We start from the raw sequence: 20,702 nt of genomic DNA on the forward strand, positions 1-20,702 counted from the left end.
CTGTATAGAATATATCTATACCTTTTTTTCTATGCCTGCAAACTGCTGAATACATTCCCTGCTCTCCGTAAGTTTAAACTGCCGGAGCCGGGCGCTGGATAATTATCATTTGCAACTCTGCCAAGGGTAACAACAATATTGCTGTTATTCAACTAATTCATTCAGTAAGCCTGTCAGGTATTCATATTTCGAGCGCAGAAGGTGTCATATTTCCCGGGAAATGACCGGCTGTTTCCGGTCAGCCGCCAATGATTAACAGCCATACATAGAGGCCGACAAGAGTAATAAAAAGCGTTGGAATGGTCAGAATGATACCGACTTTGAAGTAATAAGCCCAGGAAATATGAAAGCCGAACTGACGCAGCACATGAAGCCACAGCAGGGTAGCGAGAGAGCCGATCGGAGTGATTTTCGGCCCCAGGTCGCTGCCGATCACATTGGCGTAAATAAGGCCTTCACGTACAGCTCCGGAAGTAGCTGTTTCTGAAATAGCCAAAGCATCAATCATCACTGTCGGCATGTTATTCATGACAGAAGATAAGAGAGCGGCGATGAAGCCCATCGAAAGTGTTCCGACAAATAAACCCTCATCAGCAGCTGCCTGTATCACAACTGCCAGCTGCTCGGTAAGCCCGGCGTTCTGAAGGCCGTAAACGACAACGTACATTCCCACTGAAAAGAAAACGATATCCCACGGCGCTCCCTTTAATACTTTGCCTGTTTCAACAGCCGGACTGCGGCGGGCCATCAGCAGGAAGAATAACGCCACGATACCGGCTATGACGGAGACGGGAACTGCTACGAATTCGCTGAAGAAGTACCCGACAAGCAGCACCGCAAGCACCACCCATGAGAGCCGGAACATTTTTATGTCCTGGATCGCGTCCTTCGGATTTTTTACTTTTGTGATGTCATACTTTCCGGGAAGATCCTTCCGGAAAAAAAGGTAGAGGACAAGAAGGCTCGCCCCGATAGAGAAAAAGTTTGGAACAATCATCCGGGTCGCGTATTCAACAAAGCCGATACCGAAAAAGTCGGCAGAAACGATGTTTACGAGGTTGCTGATAATCAGGGGCAGGGAAGCTGTGTCAGCGATAAAACCACTGGCCATAATGAACGGAAGAATCATACGTTCCTTAAATTCAAGCGCTCTTACCATCGCGAGAACGATAGGCGTCAGTATAAGGGCAGCACCGTCATTGGCAAAAAGCGCAGCAACGACGGCTCCGAGCAGAATTATGTAAATAAACATCCGCAGGCCGCTTCCTCCGGCGATTTTTGCCATGTGCAGAGCAGCCCATTCAAAAAATCCAATTCTGTCGAGAATCAGACTGATAATGATAATAGCAACAAAGGCGAGCGTAGCATTCCATACGATGCCAATAACGGTTTCGACGTCTCCAAAGCTGACAACGCCTGCGATAAGAGCGATAATAGCGCCTCCGCAGGCAGACCAGCCAATATTTAAATTTTTCGGCTGCCAAATAACCAATACGAGCGTGATAAGAAAAATAATAACTGCGAGCAGGGTGTTCATACATACCTCCAGGCCGGGCCGAAAACGATGCGGCATCCGTTTCTTTCTAAATTTAATCAGGCAATTGCTGAATTTATTATATAAGCATATGCTAATATAAATATATATAGAAGTCAAAGCACGATTCAATACTTTTAGAAAAAAGTGTGATTGCTAGGGTAAAAGAGCAGAAAAAATGTATAATGAGGCTAGAAGATGAAGGCAAAGGCGGTGAACCATATGACAGAGGAACAGATGAATGTAACGGTGATATGCGGGAGTCTGCGGAAGGAATCCTATAACCGGAAGCTGCTGGATTTAATGAAAGCTGAGTTTCCGGAGCACTGGGAGGTCGAAGAAGCATTTTTGCATCACATCCCGCTTTACCATGCCGATGTGGAAGAAGCAGGAACCCCCGAATCCGTTGTAGAATTGAAACGAGCAATGATGCGTGCGGACGGGGTTATTATCGTAACCCCCGAATACAATAACGGGATGCCGGGCGTTGTAAAAAACGCCCTGGACTGGGCGTCCAGTCCGCCTGCGCACTCCGCTCTGACCCACCGTGCCTTTGCGCTTGCCGGAGCGACCCCCGGGGGCGGCGGCACGGCTTTATCCCAGTATCAGGTCCGGCAGACACTTACAGCTGCTGAGGCCTATGTAATGCCAGGGCCGAAAATGCTGGTGGCAGGAGTGAGAGGAAAAATGAACAAAGAGTTGGATACGCTTGAGGATGAAAAAATCACGCAGCACGCAAAAAAGTTCGTGCAGGCGTTTAATAGCTGGATGCACCGTTTTGACGGATGACGAAAAGAATCACAGGAGGAATGACAAATGAGAATCAGAGAACATGACCTGCCGGGGGTAGGAAAACGGATAGCGTTTGAAAACCGGGACGGTATTACCACGGTCATGATCGTACACCATAGCGGCAAGAGAGAAATTTATTTTGTGGAAGACGAGGACGATGATGAAGCGCTTTTTTCAACCATATTCACATCTGATGAAGCGAGAGAACTGGGCGCCCGCCTGCTTGGCGTTCATGAGGACCCCGTGGATGAAGAAAGCTTTGAGCGTTTTCGCCTGTTAAGAAAGAAAATGCTTGTTGACTGGATCAAGGTGAAAAAGGGCTCTAAGATGGATGTGCGTTCAGTGGAAGAAGCCCAGACATCAATACCGGAAGGAGTTTCTATTGTGGGCATCATGAGGGATAACGATATTCTTCCGAAGCCGGAGGATGATTTTATCATTCAGGCCGGGGATACCCTGCTCGTTGTCGGGAAAAAAGACATTATTGGGCGCTTTGAAGAAGTTTGTAAGGCGAAAGGATAATTCTTATGCCGGAAATGCCTGATTTGCTTGCTGCGGGATTGATGCTGCTCGTACTTTTTGTCGGGGGATGGATGTCCTTTAAAATGCGATTCCCTGATGTCATCATCTATCTATTAATTGGAATTGTCGTCAGCAGCTGGCTGGCAGATTCTCACCTGCTGTATTTTGCCGGTGAGATCGGTATTGTCCTGCTTTTTTTTATGCTGGGGATGGAATTTCCAGTCCGGCAGCTCATGCATGTCGCAACAAAAGTTTTCCGGGCCGGAGTCCTGGACATTGTGCTCAGCTTCGGAGTTACCGTAGGTATTACGCTGGCGTTTGGGCTTGGATGGCTTGAAGCACTAATCATAGGCGGAGTCACCTACGCGACAAGCTCTTCGATCACAGCCAAAATGCTTGAAAACTCTAAACGGATGGCAAACCCCGAGTCTGAATTTATACTCGGCCTCCTCATTTTTGAGGATTTATTTGCCCCGGTCCTCGTGGCGGTGCTTGTCAGCATGACCGTAGGCAGCGGAGTTACTATAGGCACGCTCGGATGGACCTTCGTTCAAATTATTATATTGGTGGCAGGAGCAATCCTGCTCGGAATATTTGTTTTCCGAAAATTGCGTTCATTTGTGGACCGCTATATGGATGAGGATTTTTTTCTTCTTTTCGTGTTTGGTATTGCGCTTTCGTACGGCGGTATTGCTTTGTACCTGGATTTATCCGAGGTGCTGGGCGCTTTTCTGGCCGGCATTATTCTGGCTGAAGTGAAACGGAGCGACGTGCTCGAAGGCCTGGTCGTGCGCTTCCGGGATCTGCTGCTCCCAATGTTTTTTGTTTATTTCGGCACAACGATTGAGGTTGGGGAAGGAGTGCCGATGATTCCGATGCTTCTCGTGCTGCTTTTCTGGTCAGTGGCTGCGAAAATAATTGTCGGATTTGCAGGCGGGAAGCTGTACGGTCTGTCATCCAAGGTAGCTCTGCGCGCAGGCTTATCTTTAACCCAGCGCGGGGAATTCTCCATTATTATTGCAGCACTTGCTACAGGCACGCTGCGGACCTTCAGCAGTATTTTTATTCTTCTTTCGGCTCTCGCCGGAGTATATTTGTTCCAGAAAGCACCTGAGCTTGCCACAAGCATTTACGGGAAGAAAAGAAATAAAAAAACAGTATAGGACAAAGCTTTGAAGGCTGCTCATAGAAGAGCAGTCTTTTTTTATAATTTTACGAAGGCTTCATTTTTAATCATATCTACGGTATGTTGAACATAAAAAACCCGCCGGAGACTGGCGGGAGGGATTTACATGGAGGGAATCGTTCGGTGGGGAAGCTTCCATTGAAAACGGTAGGAGCATACACGTCCGGAAACGAGCAGAACGAATAGCAGGAACAGGCCAAAGCCGCCGGTAACCCAGCCCATACCGATAAATAAGCCGCCGACCAGTGCCCACAGGGCGTAGACCTCCGAGTGAAGCACCATCGGTTTTCGGTTGGCGAGCACGTCACGGATCAGTCCGCCGCCGCTGCCCGTGAGTACCGCTGCCACGATGACAGCGCTGAGGGGATGGCCCATTTCCACTGCAAAAAGGGCCCCCTGCATCGCAAAAGAAGCAAGGCCGATGGCATCAAAAAATGACCCCCAGCTGTGCCAGTGCTTCATTAAAATATTTGGAAACAGCACAAACAGCAGAATAGAGAAAAAGGAAACCTGGAAAAATAGACCCTGGCTCCAAAGCTCCGACACTGGAACCCCGATCAGAATGTTTCGAATCGCTCCTCCTCCAAACGCTGTGATAAATCCTAAAAACAATACTCCAAATATATCAAGGTCTTCCTCCATAGCGACAATTGCTCCGCTGATGGAAAAAGCGATGGTGCCTATCACCGTCAGCATATCCCAGGTCATACAGCTCCTCCTTTTCCGGTTGATACGTCTTCATATAAAAATCGCTGCCGGAAAGGCAGCGACGGCGTACACACTTATAGTCCGAGAATGATTATAAGCTGTAACTGTAAAAATAGCAACCCAGCGCCTGTGCCAAAGAGAGCGGCAGAATATTTCTGTTAGTATGGTGCAAAGAGCAGTTAATGTTTCACTTGCCGGGGGAATCATATATAAAGTGGGGACTAAAAATGATATTTATGCAAAAAGAAGGGATCCTATGGATATAGAAAGCTTACATACAAAGGCTTATGCGAAAAAACTGGATGACGATGATGTACTCCGGAAATACCGCCGGGAATTCTATATGGGTGAGACGATTTATTTGGATGGAAACTCGCTCGGACTGCTGTCGGAGAGGGCAGAAAAAAGCGTACAGGAAATTATGGATATGTGGAAGAATCTGGGTATTGATGGATGGGCAAACGGAAGCCATCCCTGGTATTACCTGTCGGAAAAACTGGCCCAGACTTCGGCTCCGCTGCTCGGCGCAAAAGAGACAGAGGTGATTGTTACCGGTTCGACGACCGTAAATATTCATCAGATGCTTGCTACCTTTTATCAGCCTACTGCTGAACGATACAAAATACTCGCAGATGATGCGGCTTTTCCTACCGATATTTACGCATTAAAAAGCCAGCTTCATTTGCGCGGTCTGGGTAAAGAAGCGCTGGTTCAGGCGCCGAGCCGGGACGGGATGCTTGATGAAGATGATATTATTGATAGGATGAATGACGATACCGCTCTATTGTTTCTTCCGGGCGTATTGTACCGGAGCGGCCAGGTGCTCGATATGGGGCGGTTAACTAAAGAAGCCCATGCCCGAGGCATTATGGTCGGCCTCGATCTTTGTCATTCGGTCGGGTCAGTACCGCACGAGCTTCACGCATGGGGCGTCGATTTTGCCGTTTGGTGCAATTATAAGCATTTGAACGGAGGACCGGGAGCTGTTGCAGGACTGTACGTCCATGAAAAGCATTTTGGGGGATCGCCGGGGCTTGCGGGCTGGTTCAGTTCAAAAAAAGCTGTCCAGTTTGATATGAAGCATACCCTCGAGCCGGAAGAATCGGCCGGAGCCTACGAAATCGGGACCCCGCATGTGCTGAGCATGGCTCCATTGATCGGGTCTCTGGAAATGTTCGGGGAAGCAGGAATCGAACGAATTCGGGAAAAGTCCCTGGGGTTAACCGGCTATATGATTGATCTGGTTGATTCCGGTATTGGCAGCGGCCTGAAGGTGATAAGCCCGCGGGACCCCGCTTTGAGAGGCGGACATGTGCTTTTTAAACATGAATACGCTGCCGGCATCTGCAAGGCATTGAAAGCTGAGGGCATCGTGCCTGATTTCCGGGCACCGTCCTACATCCGGATTGCGCCGGTAGCGTTGTACAATACGTATGAAGAAGTCCGGAGGACAGTAGAGACGCTGAAAAAAATCATAGATAATGAAGAATACCTGCAGTTTTCAAATGAACGTGGAACGATCGCCTGAAAAAGGTGAAAGGAAAGGAGGGCGTTTGGAGATGGAAACAGCTATTATTATTCTTTTGGGTCTGTTAATTGCTTTTATCGTTTTAGTGCCGGCAGGCCTGGTGCTTTGGATGTACGTTAAGGACCGCCGGCAGAGGCAGCACGCTATTTTAAAAAATTTCCCGGTTCTCGGGAGAATGCGTTATTTAATTGAAAAAACAGGGCCGGAGTTTCGCCAGTATTTATTTAACAACGATCTTGAAGGAAAACCATTTTCAAGAGAGCAGTTCATTTCTACGGTAAAGGCTGGTAAATATAAAACACGCATGCTTGGTTACGGGTCGAAAGAGGACTTTAATACGAATGGCTATTATATCGTAAACGATATGTATCCTACGCTTGAAGAGGATGTACGCCGGGACCGGGGGGCGGAAGCAGTCCCGTCCAAAGTATATGAAATTGACAACGAACGGCTGTTTACGAGACAGGAGCACCGGGTGGAGGAATCGTTCGATCCGTTTCTGCTGGATGAGCAGGACATTCTGACGCTTGGAAAACATAGCGGGGTCAAGCATCCCTTCCGTGTTAAGGGGCTCATCGGCCAGTCAGGCATGAGCTACGGGTCGCTCGGAGACCGGGCGATCGAAGCATTGTCCATAGGAAACGCCCGGGCTTCCGGCTCCTGGATGAACACCGGGGAAGGCGGGCTGTCAGACTATCATCTTAAGGGCGGAGCGGACATCATGTGGCAGATCGGCCCGGGATTGTTCGGTGCAAGAGACCGTGCCGGCAGCTTTAATCGGCAGCTGTTTCAGGAACAGGCAGCTTATGAGCAGGTGAAGGCTGTAGAGATAAAGCTGGCTCAGGGAGCAAAGCAGCGGGGCGGACACGTTGACGGGGCTAAGGTTACCGAAAAAATTGCCGCTGTGCGGAACGTGGAGCCATGGAAAACGATAGACAGCCCGAATCGGTTTAAAGATATTGAAACAACCGAAAAGCTTATGTCTTTTCTTGAAGAACTGCGACAGCTGAGCGAAAAACCCGTCGGCATTAAAATTACGCTTGGCTCAAGACAGCACGCTTCTAAGTTGGCAGAAGAGCTGAAGACTTCAGAGGTTCTTCCCGACTTCATTACGCTGGACGGCAGCGAGGGCGGCACGGGAGCTTCCTACAAAGAAATGGCGGACAGTGTAGCCCTCCCGCTTTTTTCAGCGCTGCCGATGCTTGAAGAAGCACTGCTTGAAGCAGGAATTAGAGACAAAATCACCATCATTGCCTCCGGGAAGCTTTTAACGCCGAATAAGGCGGTCACTGCACTGGCCCTGGGCGCAGATTTGATCCATGTGGCGAGAGGATTCATGGTGAGCGTCGGCTGTATCATGGCCCAGGTTTGCCACACCAACGAGTGCCCGGTCGGGGTGGCCACGACTGATCCGAAGCGGCAGGAGGCTCTTGATATTGAAGAAAAATCCTACCGCGTCACTAATTTTATAATTTCGATGCGGGAAGGGATGCATAATTTAGCAGTGGCGGCAGGCCTCCATTCGCCGACGGAATTTAACCGGAATAATCTTATTTATAAAGATATGGATGGCCGGACGTATTCCGTCGAAGACATTGTAGAAAGAAAAATGGAAAGAACTGAAAGCAAAGCTTGAGAAGATTTTAATCCGCCACGGAGAGCGAAAACATTTCCCGGGAAATATACGGGTTCTGCAGGAGGCTCAAAGATAAAAAACCGCCAAAGTGTATGCTCACTTTGGCGGTTCGTTCTATTATACAGAAAAATATGCCTGGATTTTTTCGGGCTCGAGAATGTTTCCGACATAAAAGGCTCCAAAATCGCCGTAGCGGGCAGAGACTTCGTCAAAACGCATTTCGTACACGAGTTTTTTAAACTGGAGGGCGTCATGGGCAAATAAAGTGACTCCCCATTCCCAGTCATCAAGGCCGGTGGATCCGGTAATAATCTGTTTTACTTTTCCGGCGTACTGCCGGCCGGTCATGCCATGTGCTTTCATTAATTCGCGGCGTTTATCGATCGGAAGCGAATACCAGTTGTCTTCGCCCTCCCGCTTTTTGTCCATCGGATAGAAGCAGAAATGCTCCCATTTCGGCAGGATAGGGTAAATACGGCCACGGATCCATGGGTTATCGAGAGGATCGCTCCCGTCTTCCGGAGGCATATAGTTTCCGAGCTCTACGATGGAAACGTATGAGTAGGCAGGGGTCGTGTAAGCTGCCAGCCCGGATTTATTGAAAGCGAGCTCAATATCGTGAATCTCTTTCATGGTCTCACGGAGCACCATGATAACAAAATCGGCTTTTTGACCGACAATCGTGTATAAAGCATGGCTGCCTTGTTCAGCCTCTTCCACCTGCTGAAATCCTTCAATCATACGATGGAATTCGTTAACCATCTGGTCGCGCTCTTCGCTTGGCACCTGCTTCCATGCATGCCAGTTAAAGTGGCGGAAGTCATGCAGGCAATACCAGCCGTCCAGTGTTTGAGAAGCTTCGCTCATCATGATTCCTCCTTCATCTAAACCTTCCGTTGCCCACTATACCACAGTACGAAAGCGTCCAAAACGAATATGATTGAGCAATTTGTAACACGTGCATAATTGCAGTTGAAAATGGCCATCCCGTCTGTATCAGGAATTAAGAGGGGGGACAAAAGTGTGAAAATTTACAAATCATTGAATTTATTCGTCCCGGTTTATTTTTTCTGACAGAAGGAGTATGCTAATGTATGAAAACTGTGCAGGTATTTTCATAATGAATAAACGAATGCTTCTCCGCAGGAGCTTCGCTAATTATCTGAAGAACTACTACAATGAAACCAACACCATATACACTTGTTTACAATATTTTGAGGAGGAATTTTGTTGAGCGATCTTTTCGCATCCATCTATGATCAGGTGAAAAAAGAACATCCTTCCATCGTACTGCCGGAAGGGGACGATGACCGCGTCGTCCAGGCAGCTTCACGTCTCGGGGAAGAAAATGTGCTTACCCCTATTCTTATTGGAGACGAGCAGGAGATAGAGGCCAGGGCACAGAATTTAGGCGTCTCCCTTGAGAACGTTACTGTCTTCAACCCGGAAACGTATGAAAAAATGGACGAGCTTGTAGCTGCATTTGTCTCCCGCCGAAAGGGGAAAGAGACAGAGCGGACAGCAAAAGAAAAGCTGAAGGACGTCAATTATTTCGGTACAATGCTTGTATATATGGATTTTGCAGACGGACTCGTCAGCGGGGCAGCTCACTCTACCGGTGACACCGTGCGTCCGGCGCTTCAAATTATTAAAACAAAACCGGGTATTCAAAAAACGTCCGGCGTATTTATTATGGTGAAAGAGGACCACAAATTCGTGTTCGCGGATTGTGCCATTAATATATCTCCAAGTGCTGAAGAGCTGGCGGAAATTGCGATTTCCACCGCGGAAACGGCAAAATCATTCGATATCGATCCAAAAGTAGCGATGCTCAGCTTCTCTACCAAAGGCTCGGCCGCTTCCATGGAAACGCAGAAGGTGTCCGAAGCGACAAAAACCGCCCAGGAGACCCGGCCGGATCTTGTCATTGACGGGGAATTCCAGTTTGATGCTGCGTTTGTGCCGGCGGTGGCTCAAAAGAAAGCACCGGATTCCCCGCTTCGCGGCGAGGCAAATATATTTATTTTCCCAAGTCTCGAGTCCGGCAACCTTGGCTATAAGATCGCCCAGCGTCTCGGCGGCTATGATGCTATCGGCCCGATTCTTCAGGGCCTGAACAAGCCGGTGAATGACCTATCGAGAGGGTGCAGCATAGACGATGTGTATAAGCTTTCACTTATTACGGCCAAGCAGGCCATTACCGAACGCGAAGCAGTGGCCAATAAAAAATCATAAATGAAAAAGGCCTTTCGGAGAAAAACTCCGAAAGGCCTTTTTACTACTGCCGCGTATCGTGCGTCTGCGTCTCCGGTACGGCTATGGTATCAAAGTTGTCTGCGAGCTTTTGCAGCCCGTCCTGCAGCGCGTTGCCACGGATAGGCATGCCGTGGCCTGTGATTGCAGCGGCTGGCTCGAGTTTGTTTAGTTTTTCAACGGAGCTTTTAGCTGCGACCCAGTCCATTGTTAAATACTTCGGAGGGCCGTGGATTTCGAGCTTTTGCGTTGTAACACGGGAGAGGGACTCCTGTTTTACGGTAACAAAAGCATCACCGGCGATGAGGGTACGGTCGTCTTCACGAAACAGCGAGATGTGCCCCGGCGTGTGTCCCGGTGTGTGCATCCATTTCCACTCGCTCAACTCAGGGACAGAGCCGTCGGACGGAAGCGGTTGTACGAAGTCTCCCAGATTGACGGGCTCGGTTGGAAACCGCGGCGACATCTTAGCCACGAGTCCGCGGTCTACAGAGCTGTCCGCCTGTGGATAGGCTTTCTTTCCGGTCAGATAAGGCATCTCCTCCGGATGGGCGTAAACGGGAACGTTCCATTTTTTTACGAGCTCCACTACTGTACCCACATGATCAAAATGACCGTGCGTGAGTATGATGGCGTTTGGTTTATTGTTTGTGCCGTATAAATCCTCGACCGCCTGAATAACTTTATCCGAGGATTTAGGCATGCCGGTATCAACCAGCACCCAGTTGTTGTTGTTATCATGCTGCTCGATAGTACAGAGATTAACGATTTTATTTGTATAAGCGTGTACGCCCCGGGCTACCGTATGCTCTTTGCCGCTTTTCACCGAGGTCATCGGCAGATACTTGTCCGCCATTGGATTATACAGCTCTTCATTCGTTTCTTCGCTCATTGTTTTCCTCCTTCAGAAATAAGCATGTATGATACGTATTTCCGTGTCCCGGATAATTAAAACCGGAAAAAGACGGACGCTCCTGTAAGCGCCCGTCTAAAAAGCTATTATGATTTGGAGGATAATCCCCCGCGAAGGTCTTTTTCGATATCCTCGAGACTGCGTCCTTTAGTTTCTGGAATAAACCGCAGTACGAATAAGAAAGCAAGAACGCCCATGAAGGCGAAGATAACGAAAACCCAATTGATGCCTATAGCGCCTAATAGAATAGGGAACGTTAAGGAAACAATTAAGTTTGCCAGAGACAGTACGAGCGTTGTAATGCCAGTAGCTGCACCACGTGCTTTCATTGGGAAAAGCTCCGGCAGCATAACCCAGACGACCGGTCCCCAGGTGGCGGAGAAAAACATAATAAATACGCCAAGGAAGACCACGATCAGCCAGGCAATAGTTGTGGTGAGTTCGACGCTGAACAAAATAATTGAAAGCGACGCGAGACTGGCCACCATCCCAACGTTACCGATTAAAAGAAGCTTTTTCCGGCCAAGCTTATCGATCGTTGCTATTGCGACCAGGGTCATCAGCACGTTTACCGTACCGATACCGACTGTACCAAGAATTGAAGCGGCATTGCCGAGTCCTGCTTCCGTGAAGATCGTCGGCGCATAATAAATAACGGAGTTAATACCAATCAACTGCTGAAAGGCAGCTAGCAGACAGCCGACCACTAACATTGGGCGCAGCCATTTTGCCTTCAGGAGATCGCCGGTCCCTTCTTCAATGTGTTCAATTTCCTTCATCTGTTTCATTTCATCTTCGATTTCTGACTGATCGCGCGTTAAGCCCATTATGTTCCGGGCTTCCTGTTCACGGTTGCGTTTGATCAGCCAACGCGGGCTCTCCGGCATAAAGATTACGCCGATCATAAGCAGAATCGCCGGTACGGCTGCGAGCCCGACCATCCAACGCCATCCTTCGATTGGAGTGAAGGCGTAGTTGACGATGTAGGCAAGTAAAATACCGAGAGTAATCATCAGCTGGTTTAAAGACGAGAGAGCGCCGCGCTGACTTGTTGGAGCCATTTCCGATAAGTACACTGGCACAAGCGCCGTAGAACCGCCGACTGCAAGACCGAGAATAATACGGCCAGTAATAAGTACACCTGCGTTTGGAGAAAATGCAAGAACCAGGGAGCCGATTAAGTAGACGAGAGCAATTACAAATACGACCCGTCTTCGTCCGAACTTATCCGATACATAGCCGCTCAGGCCGGCACCGACAATGGCCCCTGCGAGCAGCGAGCTGACGACGACACCCTGCAGGAAGTCCGAAAGAGGAATATCCTGATTAATGAAAATGAGAGCGCCGGATATAACACCGGTTTCATAACCGTACAATAAGCCGCCAAGGGCGCCAAAAAAGTATATCCAGCCCTTGCTTAAGCCGTTAGACATTATATACCCACCTTTAAATTTTTGTCCTGACAGGATTCTTCCACGTTTGAGATGGTCCCAAACATTTCCATTCAATAAATTCATAAGAAAACAGCCGCAAACTATACGTGTTTTTGGCTGTTTAAGTTTTTCCTATGAGCGTGGCTGGGTCGCTTTTTTGTTTCTTGCAAGCACCCGGTCGTAGAAATGTGCAAAACGGGACTGCTCGTCCTCTGTAAGCTGATCATCATATACAGAAGCGCCCAGGCGCTCTGCTGTCTGCTGGATCCGCCGGTTGATATCCTGAATGGAAAAAGCGGTGCCGTACAGTTCTTCGAGAGAAGTCATCACAGAGGGAACAACGGCCGGCCAGGTGATCTTTGTGTTTGTCTGGTCGTCAGCGGCACGCTTGTAGAATTCCCGCAAAACTTCTGCGCGGGCAGCGCCGCTCCGGGTGACGGCTAAATAAATCTGCACCGCTACCCCGCCTCTGATCCGCCGCTGTGAAATGCCTGCGAATTTTTTTCCGTCGATGCTTAAATCGTAAGATCCCGGACAGTACGATCCGACAATTTCATAGGCGTCAATGTAACCTGGACTGTCTTCAAATACTTCCTGCATAAATGCCCACATCCATTCATATCCGGCATGAATAGAAGTTCCGCGTTCTTCTTTGAAAATGAGGGACAGATTATAAATTCCCTCATCGAGTACGACAGCAAGACCGCCGGAGTTGCGTACTATAACTTCGTAGCCCTGCTCCCGGAGATATTCAAGTCCCCCGGCCGCACCCGGCAGCCGCGTGTCCTGAATACCAAGGACAACGGTGGGGGCATGGACCCAGGCACGCATAACAGAAGGGGAAGAACCCTCTCCCAGACTCACACAAAAATTATCATCAAAGGCAAAAGATTGCAATGGATCCATATTAATTCCAGTTACTGAATGATCGATCCACCGCCATTTTTTATCCGTAAAAATATCTTTCATTTCCATTTTATGTACCCCGATTCTATTCATTTTCAATTTGACCGGTCTTATTATAACACTGCTATTTCCATGTGAGATATTACACGCTACTAAATAATAGAAGAAACCAGGATTTTTCCTTTCCAAACAAAGTAATGAACAGTATAATTACGGTATCTGCCTGAGAGAGTTTTTAGTGGAGGGGCCCGAAAACAACATAGAGAGAAAATTCATAATATTTATATTTGAAAAGGGGGACCTTAACATGAACAAGAAATTGACGATTTGGATTTTAATCGCGCTGGTTGCGGGTGTGATCGCAGGGATCATTTTAAGCTTTGGACCGGACAGCGTCTACAATCCATTGGATACATACCTGTTATATCCTGTCGGCGAAATTTTCCTTAATTTAATCACAATGCTCGTAGTACCGATTGTGTTCGTTTCGATTACGCTCGGGGCGGCAGCTTTGAACCCGAGAGATCTCGGGAGGATCGGCGGCAAGACGATTGCGTTTTACCTCGCCACGACCGCGATTGCCCTGACCATCGGTGTCATTGTTGCTTACGTACTTCAGCCGGGGGCCGGCGGGGACTTTGATATTCAAAACGCCAGCTACGACGCAGAGGAAGCTCCTTCCATTACAGAAACTCTGCTCGGAATTATCCCGGATAACCCGGTACAGGCAATGGCAGAAGCCAATATGCTGCAAATTATTGCTTTTGGTATCTTCATCGGTATTTCTCTCGCCATGCTTGGAAGCAAAGTATCGATGGTAACGAAATTCTTTGAACAGCTGAATGATATCCTTATGTTTTTGGTTACGATTGTAATGTACACAGCTCCGTTCGGCGCGTTTGCATTGATCGCTTCTGCTATTGGAGAAGCGGGACTGGATGGCCTTCAGTCCATTCTCATGTACGCTCTCGCAGTTATTCTTGCTCTTGTGCTGCAGGCGGGTATTGTGTATACCCTTGCGATCTCTCTACTCGGCAAGGGCAACCCGCTCACCTTCTTTAAAGAATTCTTCCCGGCGATGGCCGTGGCCTTTAGTTTATCGAGCTCCAGCGGCACGCTGCCGATTTCGATGAGAATGGCCCAGGAACGACTGAAGGTAAGTAAGCCGGTATCGAGCTTCGTACAGCCGCTCGGTTCAACGATTAATATGGATGGTACGGGCATCATGCAGTCCGTGGCAGCGGTATTTATTGCGCAGGCGTACAGCATTGAGCTTTCGTTTACTCAAGTGATTGTTATTATCCTGACGGCGACTCTGGCAAGTATCGGGACTGCCGGTGTTCCGGGCGTCGGCCTGATCATGCTTTCGCTCGTGCTGACCCAGGTCGGACTACCGGTAGAGGGCATAGCCCTGATTATTGGTATCGACCGTCTGCTGGATATGCTCCGGACTTCCCTGAACGTGACAGGCGACGCAGCATGTGCATTCGTCATCGACCGTTCGGAAAAACGAAAACGGGGCGAAGAGATAGAGCATATTGGAAAGTAATGATCTTAAATAGGTACCGGCGGCATATGCTGCCGGTATTTTTTATGGCTGCTTTTTTTGCTAAGCGAGGAAGAAACTTGCTATAATAACAGTATTGAAATATACGATCAGCGGGCCCGCTGAAACAGAGACGGAAAGGAACGCAATGACCATGCCGGTTGGGAATAAGAAGCTTCCAGAAGAAAAAGTATTTAAGGATCCGGTCCACCGCTATATTCATATCAGCGATGAACTCATATGGGATCTGGTGGGGACAAAAGAATTTCAACGGCTGCGCCGTGTCCGCCAGCTTGGAACGACGTTTCTGACGTTTCACGGAGCGGAGCATACCCGCTTTAACCATTCCCTGGGCGTGTATGAAATCATGCGCAGGATTATCGAGGTATTTGAAGGCCGGCCGCACTGGAATGGGGACGAAGGGCTGCTTTGCCTGAGTGCGGCGCTTCTCCATGATATCGGCCACGGCCCGTTTTCCCACTCGTTTGAAAAGGTTTTTAATACAGACCATGAAGAATGGACGCGACATATCATTTTAGGTGATACAGAAGTGAATACCGTTCTCCGGCGTATGGGCGGGGATTTTCCTCAACAGGTCGCAGACGTGATAGAAAAAACCCATCCGAATAAATTGATTGTCAGCATGATCAGCAGCCAGATTGATGCGGACCGGATGGATTATCTGCAAAGGGATGCCTTTTACACCGGGGTAAGCTACGGTCATTTTGATATGGAGCGTATACTCCGGGTTATGAGGCCGACAGAGGACCAGGTGGTTATTAAGGCAACCGGCATGCATGCGGTCGAGGACTACATCATGAGCCGGTACCAGATGTACTGGCAGGTGTATTTTCATCCAGTGACGCGGAGTGCGGAAGTGATACTGACAAAGATTTTACAGCGCGTCAAAGACCTTAAAAACGAGGATTACACGTTTAAATACCCTCCGGACCATTTTGAAAGCTTTTTTCGCGGTGCCATTACGCTCGAGGATTACCTGGACCTCGATGAGTCGGTTGTTATGTATTATTTTTTAATGTGGCAGAAGGAAGAGGATGCGATACTTCAGGATCTGTGCCGGCGCTTCATGAACAGACGGCTGTTTAAATATGTGGAATTCGACCAGCATTTTATGATGAATGAGTGGCTTCGCCTGCAGCAGCTGTTTGCAGATCTCGGTATAGATCCTGCATATTACCTGGTCGTCGATTCTTCGTCAGATCTGCCGTATGATTTTTACCGGCCCGGCGAAGAAGAGGACCGGGTGCCTATTCATCTTTTGATGCCGGATCGCCGTCTTCGTGAATTATCGAGAGAATCGGATGTAGTAGAGGCGATATCGGGTAAAAAGCGGACCGACCATAAATTATACTACCCATCGGAGATTCTCGAAGAGCCGGGGCAGGAAGACACGAAACAGCAGATTAAGGACATACTTCATTTAAAATTAGGGAAAGTAGAACGGTGATCCCGCCGTCTTCCGGTGAGGCCGGAAGATACATAAAGACAGCAGCAGAAAGGGAGGGGGAGCGGTATTATGTTACCGGACCACGCCAAAATCATGGCCCTGCTTGAGGATACAAAAGAAGTTATTGGACGAAAAAAACTGCAGAAAATCGTATACATCGGAAAAAAGCTGAACCTTCCATTTCAGGAAAAATACACGTTCCGCATGTACGGACCTTATTCAGAGGAGTTGACGCTCCGTCTCGAGGAACTGTGCGGCCTTGGCCTTATTACAGAATGCAAGGAAACAAAATCCGGCTATTATCAGTACCGGTATGAGCTTTCGGAAGACGGCACGTCGTTTCTGGAAAAGTTTCCGCTTGACTGGCCGTCTGAGCGGGCAAAGCCTGTCCTTCAGAGCCTGAACAGCCAGAGCGCCCGGTTTTTAGAGCTCGTTTCCACGATGCTCTATTTTGACCATCTTTCCAAAGAAGCGGTGGAAGACCGGGTAGCCGAGCTGAAAAAAAGCCAGAATTACCGCCCGGAGGAATTCGAGGAAGGCTGGGAATATATCGAATCGTTGCAGAATCAGTAAGAAAACAGGTACGATAAGAATAAGGAACGATTAAAGGAGGAGCTTTTCCGAATGAGTGAATTCAGTAAAGATAATAATAAAGGCGCTGAAAAGAAACGCGGCAGCCAGTTCAATATTTTAAGCGGGGACGCTACTAAGGGGGACGGCGGCTTTAACGCCGGTGCCCTTAGTCTGGACCATGTGACCCCCGTCTTTATCGACCCGGCGGAAGACGCAGCATTTATTGACATGGGCGCGCTGCACGCCAGATCCGAACCGGAAAAGAGGGTGAAATTCGGCCCGGATAAAAGCAACGTGCCGGATGGCAAGCTGTACTGGCTCGTATGGGTGTCGACGGAGCAGGGAGAAAATGGCCCGTTTTACGCTGGTCTTGGTGCCTGCGAAATGCTTGTGGACAAAAAAGCCCGCCGTGCATACAAAAGTATGCCGGAGCATGTAAACAACCTGGATAAAGCAATTAAAGGGCGCATAGCCATTGCGCACATGGATGAGCATTCCCGCTACATTCTGCAGGAATATTTAAAAGCATTTAACCGGGACATGTGGGACAATTCGACCGAAGAGCTGTATGAAGCCTTCCGCGGAGCGGCGGAGCAATAAAAAACGGGGCGTGCGGGGATATTTCCCGCACGTTTTGTCTGTGAAAAGAGGAGGAACCGCTATGGAAACGTGGTTTACAGAAAAACAAACGGAGCATTTCGGCATCACCGCACGTATTACGAAGACACTGCATTCCGAGCAGACCGATTTCCAGCAGCTCGACGTGGTGGAAACGGCAGAGTTCGGAAATATGCTGCTGCTTGATGGTATGGTGATGACTACGGAAAAGGACGAGTTCGTCTATCATGAAATGATGGCCCACGTGCCGCTTGCAGCACATCCAGAACCGAAGCATGTGCTTGTTGTCGGCGGCGGGGACGGCGGTGTTATCCGGGAAGTACTGAAGCACCCCTCGGTGGAGGCAGCTACGCTTGTGGAAATTGACGGCCAGGTAGTAAAGTATTCAAAAAAATATCTGCCTTCCATTGCCGGGGCGCTTGATGATCCGCGGGTCGATGTGCAGGTAGCCGACGGATTTATGCATATCGCAGAAAGTGAAGCAGCGTATGATGTGATTATGGTGGACTCCACGGAGCCGGTAGGCCCGGCGGTGAAGCTGTTTGAAAAAGGCTTTTACGAAGGTATTCACCGGGCGCTAAAGAAGGATGGCATTTTTGTCGCCCAGACGGATAACCCGTGGTTTCACGCAGACCTGCTTCAGACAGTATACAACGACGTAAAAGAAATATTTACCCATACCGAAGTATATACGGCAAACATTCCGACGTATCCGAGCGGCCTGTGGACATTTACTATCGGTTCGAAGGAGTACAGGCCGAAAGAGTCGCACCGAAGCCGGACAGCAGCACTGGATACGCATTACTATACGGCGGATATACACGAGGCTGCATTTGTGCTTCCGGCTTTTGTGCAGCGGGGCCTTGAACGGGAGGGGAAATAACTATGGATGCCTTTGATCCGGCTTATACAGGAAAGGTATTTATCGGGAGCTCTGCTTCCTATGAGGACAGCAGCGTGGTATTGTACGGCATGCCGATGGACTGGACGGTCAGCTTCCGTCCGGGCTCCCGTTTTGGCCCGAACCGGATTCGGGAGACCTCTATCGGTCTCGAGGAATACAGTCCCTATCTGGACAAGCATCTGGAGGACTATTCGTATCACGATGCCGGGGATATGGTGCTTCCGTTCGGAAATCCGGCCAAAAGCGTAGAGATTATCCAGGAGACGGCGGCGCATCTGTTTGCGGATGGCAAATTCCCTCTGGGGATAGGGGGAGAGCATCTTGTGACCTGGCCGATTATGCAGGCGGCCTGCGCGCATGATCCTTCTGTCGCCTTTATTCATATCGATGCGCACACGGACCTGCGCGAAGATTATGAGGGAGAGCCATTATCCCACGCTACCCCGGTACGGAAAATCTGCGAAAAAATAGGACCGGAAAATGTGTATTCCTACGGAGTGCGCTCCGGAGAAAAGGAAGAGTTCAACTATGCCCGCACGTCCGGCATGCACTTCTCCCCGTTTGAAGTAGCAGAGCCGCTGCGGCGGGATCTAAAAGAACTGCAGGGACGCTCGGTGTATGTATCGATTGATATCGATGTTTTAGATCCGGCGTACGCGCCGGGTACAGGTACGGCGGAAGCCGGCGGCATAACGTCAAAGGAGCTGCTGGAAGCCATTCACGCAATTGCCGCTTCGGAGGTTAATGTAATCGGGGCCGATATTGTGGAAATTTCACCGCCATACGACAGCGGGGACCAGACTGCGATTGCGGCCGGAAAATGTATTCGGGAGATGCTTCTCGGCTGGACAAAATAGAAGCTGAGACCATCAAAAAGGCCGGAAAGCCTCTTAAGGTTTTCCGGCCTTTTATTTACGTCAGACGAACGGGAAGCTCTGTGAGGCCGCGCATGAGTATGCCGGGACGCCATTCCAGGTCATCAGACGCTATGTCCAGCTGCAGCTCCGGGAAACGTTCAAGCAGCGTATTCACGGCGACTTCCGCTTCAACTCTGGCAAGCGGGGCCCCGAGACAGAAATGGATGCCTTTGCCAAAAGCAAGATGTTTGCTGTGGCCGCGGGTGATGTCGAAAACATCGGGGTCTTCAAATGCTTCCGGATCACGATTGGCCGCATCAAGCGCGACAAGTACATGGTCTCCCCTGTTGATCGTTTTCCCCTGAAGCTCGAGTGTTTCAGAGGCCCAGCGGTCGGTGCTGAATTCAACCGGTCCCTCGAAACGAAGCATTTCTTCAATGGCCGGGCGGATGAGGTCCGGCTGCTGCTGTAACGTGCGCATCTGCTCCGGGTGAGTCATCAAAGCGAACAGGCCGTTTGCAATGAGGTTTACCGTCGTTTCATGGCCGGCGATAATCAGCAGGGAAACGACTCCGTATAGCTCCTGCTCGGATAAACGATCGCCTGCTTCTTCTGCCTGGATGAGCTTACTCACCATGTCATCCTCCGGCTGCTCCCGCCTGGTGGCTATCCAATCCCTGAGGTAGGCGGTGAATTCCTCCGTGTGCTGCTGAATTTTTTCAGCTTTTCCCGGGTCGTTGGAGGCTTCGACGAGGGTGTTGGACCAGGTACGGAATTTATCCCTGTCCTCGCTCGGCACCCCGAGCATTTCGCAGATAACAATGATAGGAAGCGGAAAAGCGAAGTCATCGATAATATCAATTCGGGAGCGGTTCTGCATGTCATCAATCAGCTCATTTGCAATTTCTGTAATTCTGTCCCGCAGCTCTTCGATCATTTTCGGTGTAAATGCCTGCTGAACGAGTCCGCGCAGCCTTTTATGATCCGGGGGATCCGCAAAAAGCATATTTTGGGAAAAAATATTTTTCTGTGCTTCGGCGCGTTCTTCTTCATTTAAAAACACAGTGAAATCCTTAATGAAGCGATTATCCTTCAGTACCGCGACAGCGTCCTCGTACCGGGTAACGATCCAGGCGTAATGACCGTCGGGCATTAAGGCCTGATGTACTGGGTCATGCTGCTGGAGAGAGTGAAAGGCGGGATACGGGTTCTGGTTAAAGGCATGAGTGAATAAGCCGGCTTCTTTACTGTGGAAATCGTTCTTCATTTTGATCGGCTCCTTTATAGTAGGCTTAGGGGAGGAAGTACCCGTGCATTTAAAGAAA

General features: G+C 49.3%; 19 protein-coding genes. 12 read left to right on the forward strand and 7 right to left on the reverse strand.

The features are described from left to right. Positions 1–238: 238 nt before the first annotated feature. Positions 239–1,537: an arsenic transporter gene (locus ACTRXI_RS04720; RefSeq protein WP_474261306.1), complete on the reverse strand. Its 1,299-nt coding sequence runs from the start codon at positions 1,535–1,537 to the stop codon at positions 239–241. A 195-nt stretch (positions 1,538–1,732) separates the two neighbouring features. On the opposite strand from ACTRXI_RS04720, the gene ACTRXI_RS04725 reads away from it, so the two are divergent. Genes ACTRXI_RS04725 through ACTRXI_RS04735 form a run of 3 tightly spaced genes read left to right on the forward strand, consistent with a single transcriptional unit; the run spans position 1,733 to position 4,011 of the window. Then, entirely contained in the window at positions 1,733–2,323 is a 591-nt protein-coding gene (locus tag ACTRXI_RS04725; protein WP_474261307.1) for an NADPH-dependent FMN reductase, read from the forward strand. Between the two features lie 27 nt (positions 2,324–2,350). Continuing rightward, positions 2,351–2,848 (forward strand): cation:proton antiporter regulatory subunit, encoded by a 498-nt coding sequence (locus tag ACTRXI_RS04730; RefSeq protein ID WP_474261309.1) that lies wholly within the window; start codon positions 2,351–2,353, stop codon positions 2,846–2,848. 5 nt (positions 2,849–2,853) lie between these two features. Next, the gene (locus ACTRXI_RS04735) at positions 2,854–4,011 is read left to right on the forward strand and encodes a cation:proton antiporter (RefSeq protein ID WP_474261310.1); all 1,158 of its coding nucleotides are present in this window, start codon (positions 2,854–2,856) and stop codon (positions 4,009–4,011) included. 125 nt (positions 4,012–4,136) lie between these two features. Here ACTRXI_RS04735 and ACTRXI_RS04740 read toward each other — a convergent pair whose 3' ends face one another. Continuing rightward, on the reverse strand, positions 4,137–4,742 hold the full coding sequence (locus tag ACTRXI_RS04740; protein ID WP_079474554.1) for a trimeric intracellular cation channel family protein: 606 nt from the start codon (positions 4,740–4,742) through the stop codon (positions 4,137–4,139). A 256-nt stretch (positions 4,743–4,998) separates the two neighbouring features. On the opposite strand from ACTRXI_RS04740, the gene kynU reads away from it, so the two are divergent. Both kynU and ACTRXI_RS04750 read left to right on the forward strand, forming a co-directional pair. After that, positions 4,999–6,270 (forward strand): kynureninase, encoded by a 1,272-nt coding sequence (kynU, locus tag ACTRXI_RS04745; protein ID WP_474261311.1) that lies wholly within the window; start codon positions 4,999–5,001, stop codon positions 6,268–6,270. Between the two features lie 31 nt (positions 6,271–6,301). Continuing rightward, positions 6,302–7,906, forward strand: coding sequence for a glutamate synthase-related protein (locus ACTRXI_RS04750; protein ID WP_474261312.1), 1,605 nt, complete (start codon positions 6,302–6,304; stop codon positions 7,904–7,906). Between the two features lie 117 nt (positions 7,907–8,023). Here ACTRXI_RS04750 and hemQ read toward each other — a convergent pair whose 3' ends face one another. Continuing rightward, positions 8,024–8,773: a hydrogen peroxide-dependent heme synthase gene (gene hemQ, locus ACTRXI_RS04755; RefSeq protein WP_474261313.1), complete on the reverse strand. Its 750-nt coding sequence runs from the start codon at positions 8,771–8,773 to the stop codon at positions 8,024–8,026. A 363-nt stretch (positions 8,774–9,136) separates the two neighbouring features. Between hemQ and pta the strand changes: the two genes are divergently transcribed. Further along, complete coding sequence (gene pta / locus ACTRXI_RS04760) at positions 9,137–10,141, forward strand: phosphate acetyltransferase (protein ID WP_474261314.1); 1,005 nt, start codon at positions 9,137–9,139, stop codon at positions 10,139–10,141. Between the two features lie 43 nt (positions 10,142–10,184). Here pta and ACTRXI_RS04765 read toward each other — a convergent pair whose 3' ends face one another. The 3 genes from ACTRXI_RS04765 to ACTRXI_RS04775 form a co-directional block, all read right to left on the reverse strand. Further along, positions 10,185–11,051 (reverse strand): MBL fold metallo-hydrolase, encoded by an 867-nt coding sequence (locus tag ACTRXI_RS04765; protein WP_474261315.1) that lies wholly within the window; start codon positions 11,049–11,051, stop codon positions 10,185–10,187. 107 nt (positions 11,052–11,158) lie between these two features. After that, positions 11,159–12,505, reverse strand: coding sequence for a sugar porter family MFS transporter (locus ACTRXI_RS04770; RefSeq protein ID WP_474261316.1), 1,347 nt, complete (start codon positions 12,503–12,505; stop codon positions 11,159–11,161). A gap of 132 nt (positions 12,506–12,637) precedes the next feature. Beyond that, positions 12,638–13,480 (reverse strand): lipoate--protein ligase family protein, encoded by an 843-nt coding sequence (locus ACTRXI_RS04775; RefSeq protein ID WP_474261317.1) that lies wholly within the window; start codon positions 13,478–13,480, stop codon positions 12,638–12,640. 238 nt (positions 13,481–13,718) lie between these two features. Between ACTRXI_RS04775 and ACTRXI_RS04780 the strand changes: the two genes are divergently transcribed. The 6 genes from ACTRXI_RS04780 to speB all read left to right on the forward strand — a co-directional run bounded on the left by ACTRXI_RS04780 (position 13,719) and on the right by speB (position 19,377). Continuing rightward, positions 13,719–14,960, forward strand: a complete 1,242-nt coding sequence (locus ACTRXI_RS04780) for a dicarboxylate/amino acid:cation symporter (RefSeq protein ID WP_474261318.1) — start codon at positions 13,719–13,721, stop codon at positions 14,958–14,960. Positions 14,961–15,111: 151 nt separating this feature from the next. After that, the gene (locus ACTRXI_RS04785; RefSeq protein WP_474261319.1) at positions 15,112–16,425 is read left to right on the forward strand and encodes an HD domain-containing protein; all 1,314 of its coding nucleotides are present in this window, start codon (positions 15,112–15,114) and stop codon (positions 16,423–16,425) included. Positions 16,426–16,494: 69 nt separating this feature from the next. Continuing rightward, a complete protein-coding gene (locus ACTRXI_RS04790) occupies positions 16,495–16,998 on the forward strand; it encodes a YwgA family protein (protein ID WP_474261320.1) in 504 nt (167 codons plus the stop codon). 51 nt (positions 16,999–17,049) lie between these two features. Then, on the forward strand, positions 17,050–17,598 hold the full coding sequence (locus tag ACTRXI_RS04795; protein ID WP_474261322.1) for a YwhD family protein: 549 nt from the start codon (positions 17,050–17,052) through the stop codon (positions 17,596–17,598). 61 nt (positions 17,599–17,659) lie between these two features. After that, the gene (gene speE / locus ACTRXI_RS04800; RefSeq protein WP_474261323.1) at positions 17,660–18,499 is read left to right on the forward strand and encodes a polyamine aminopropyltransferase; all 840 of its coding nucleotides are present in this window, start codon (positions 17,660–17,662) and stop codon (positions 18,497–18,499) included. A 2-nt stretch (positions 18,500–18,501) separates the two neighbouring features. Next, positions 18,502–19,377, forward strand: coding sequence for an agmatinase (speB, locus tag ACTRXI_RS04805; protein ID WP_474261324.1), 876 nt, complete (start codon positions 18,502–18,504; stop codon positions 19,375–19,377). Positions 19,378–19,432: 55 nt separating this feature from the next. On the opposite strand, the gene ACTRXI_RS04810 is transcribed toward speB, so the two are convergent. Then, complete coding sequence (locus tag ACTRXI_RS04810; protein ID WP_474261325.1) at positions 19,433–20,644, reverse strand: cytochrome P450 family protein; 1,212 nt, start codon at positions 20,642–20,644, stop codon at positions 19,433–19,435. Between the last annotated feature and the right edge of the window lie 58 nt (positions 20,645–20,702).

This window comes from Marinococcus sp. LNHM4E3-1 (assembly GCF_056034405.1).

Bases quoted from the DNA above. Each gene is read 5' to 3' on its own strand.
- speB (WP_474261324.1), top strand. From the start codon at position 18,502: ATGGATGCCTTTGATCCGGCTTATACAGGAAAGGTATTTATCGGGAGC.
- ACTRXI_RS04735 (WP_474261310.1), top strand. From the start codon at position 2,854: ATGCCGGAAATGCCTGATTTGCTTGCTGCGGGATTGATGCTGCTCGTA.
- ACTRXI_RS04730 (WP_474261309.1), top strand. From the start codon at position 2,351: ATGAGAATCAGAGAACATGACCTGCCGGGGGTAGGAAAACGGATAGCG.
- ACTRXI_RS04720 (WP_474261306.1), bottom strand. From the start codon at position 1,537: ATGAACACCCTGCTCGCAGTTATTATTTTTCTTATCACGCTCGTATTG.
- ACTRXI_RS04770 (WP_474261316.1), bottom strand. From the start codon at position 12,505: ATGTCTAACGGCTTAAGCAAGGGCTGGATATACTTTTTTGGCGCCCTT.
- kynU (WP_474261311.1), top strand. From the start codon at position 4,999: ATGGATATAGAAAGCTTACATACAAAGGCTTATGCGAAAAAACTGGAT.
- ACTRXI_RS04790 (WP_474261320.1), top strand. From the start codon at position 16,495: ATGTTACCGGACCACGCCAAAATCATGGCCCTGCTTGAGGATACAAAA.
- hemQ (WP_474261313.1), bottom strand. From the start codon at position 8,773: ATGAGCGAAGCTTCTCAAACACTGGACGGCTGGTATTGCCTGCATGAC.
- ACTRXI_RS04765 (WP_474261315.1), bottom strand. From the start codon at position 11,051: ATGAGCGAAGAAACGAATGAAGAGCTGTATAATCCAATGGCGGACAAG.
- ACTRXI_RS04795 (WP_474261322.1), top strand. From the start codon at position 17,050: ATGAGTGAATTCAGTAAAGATAATAATAAAGGCGCTGAAAAGAAACGC.
- ACTRXI_RS04810 (WP_474261325.1), bottom strand. From the start codon at position 20,644: ATGAAGAACGATTTCCACAGTAAAGAAGCCGGCTTATTCACTCATGCC.
- ACTRXI_RS04725 (WP_474261307.1), top strand. From the start codon at position 1,733: ATGAAGGCAAAGGCGGTGAACCATATGACAGAGGAACAGATGAATGTA.
- ACTRXI_RS04750 (WP_474261312.1), top strand. From the start codon at position 6,302: ATGGAAACAGCTATTATTATTCTTTTGGGTCTGTTAATTGCTTTTATC.
- ACTRXI_RS04785 (WP_474261319.1), top strand. From the start codon at position 15,112: ATGCCGGTTGGGAATAAGAAGCTTCCAGAAGAAAAAGTATTTAAGGAT.
- speE (WP_474261323.1), top strand. From the start codon at position 17,660: ATGGAAACGTGGTTTACAGAAAAACAAACGGAGCATTTCGGCATCACC.
- ACTRXI_RS04775 (WP_474261317.1), bottom strand. From the start codon at position 13,480: ATGGAAATGAAAGATATTTTTACGGATAAAAAATGGCGGTGGATCGAT.
- ACTRXI_RS04780 (WP_474261318.1), top strand. From the start codon at position 13,719: ATGAACAAGAAATTGACGATTTGGATTTTAATCGCGCTGGTTGCGGGT.
- ACTRXI_RS04740 (WP_079474554.1), bottom strand. From the start codon at position 4,742: ATGACCTGGGATATGCTGACGGTGATAGGCACCATCGCTTTTTCCATC.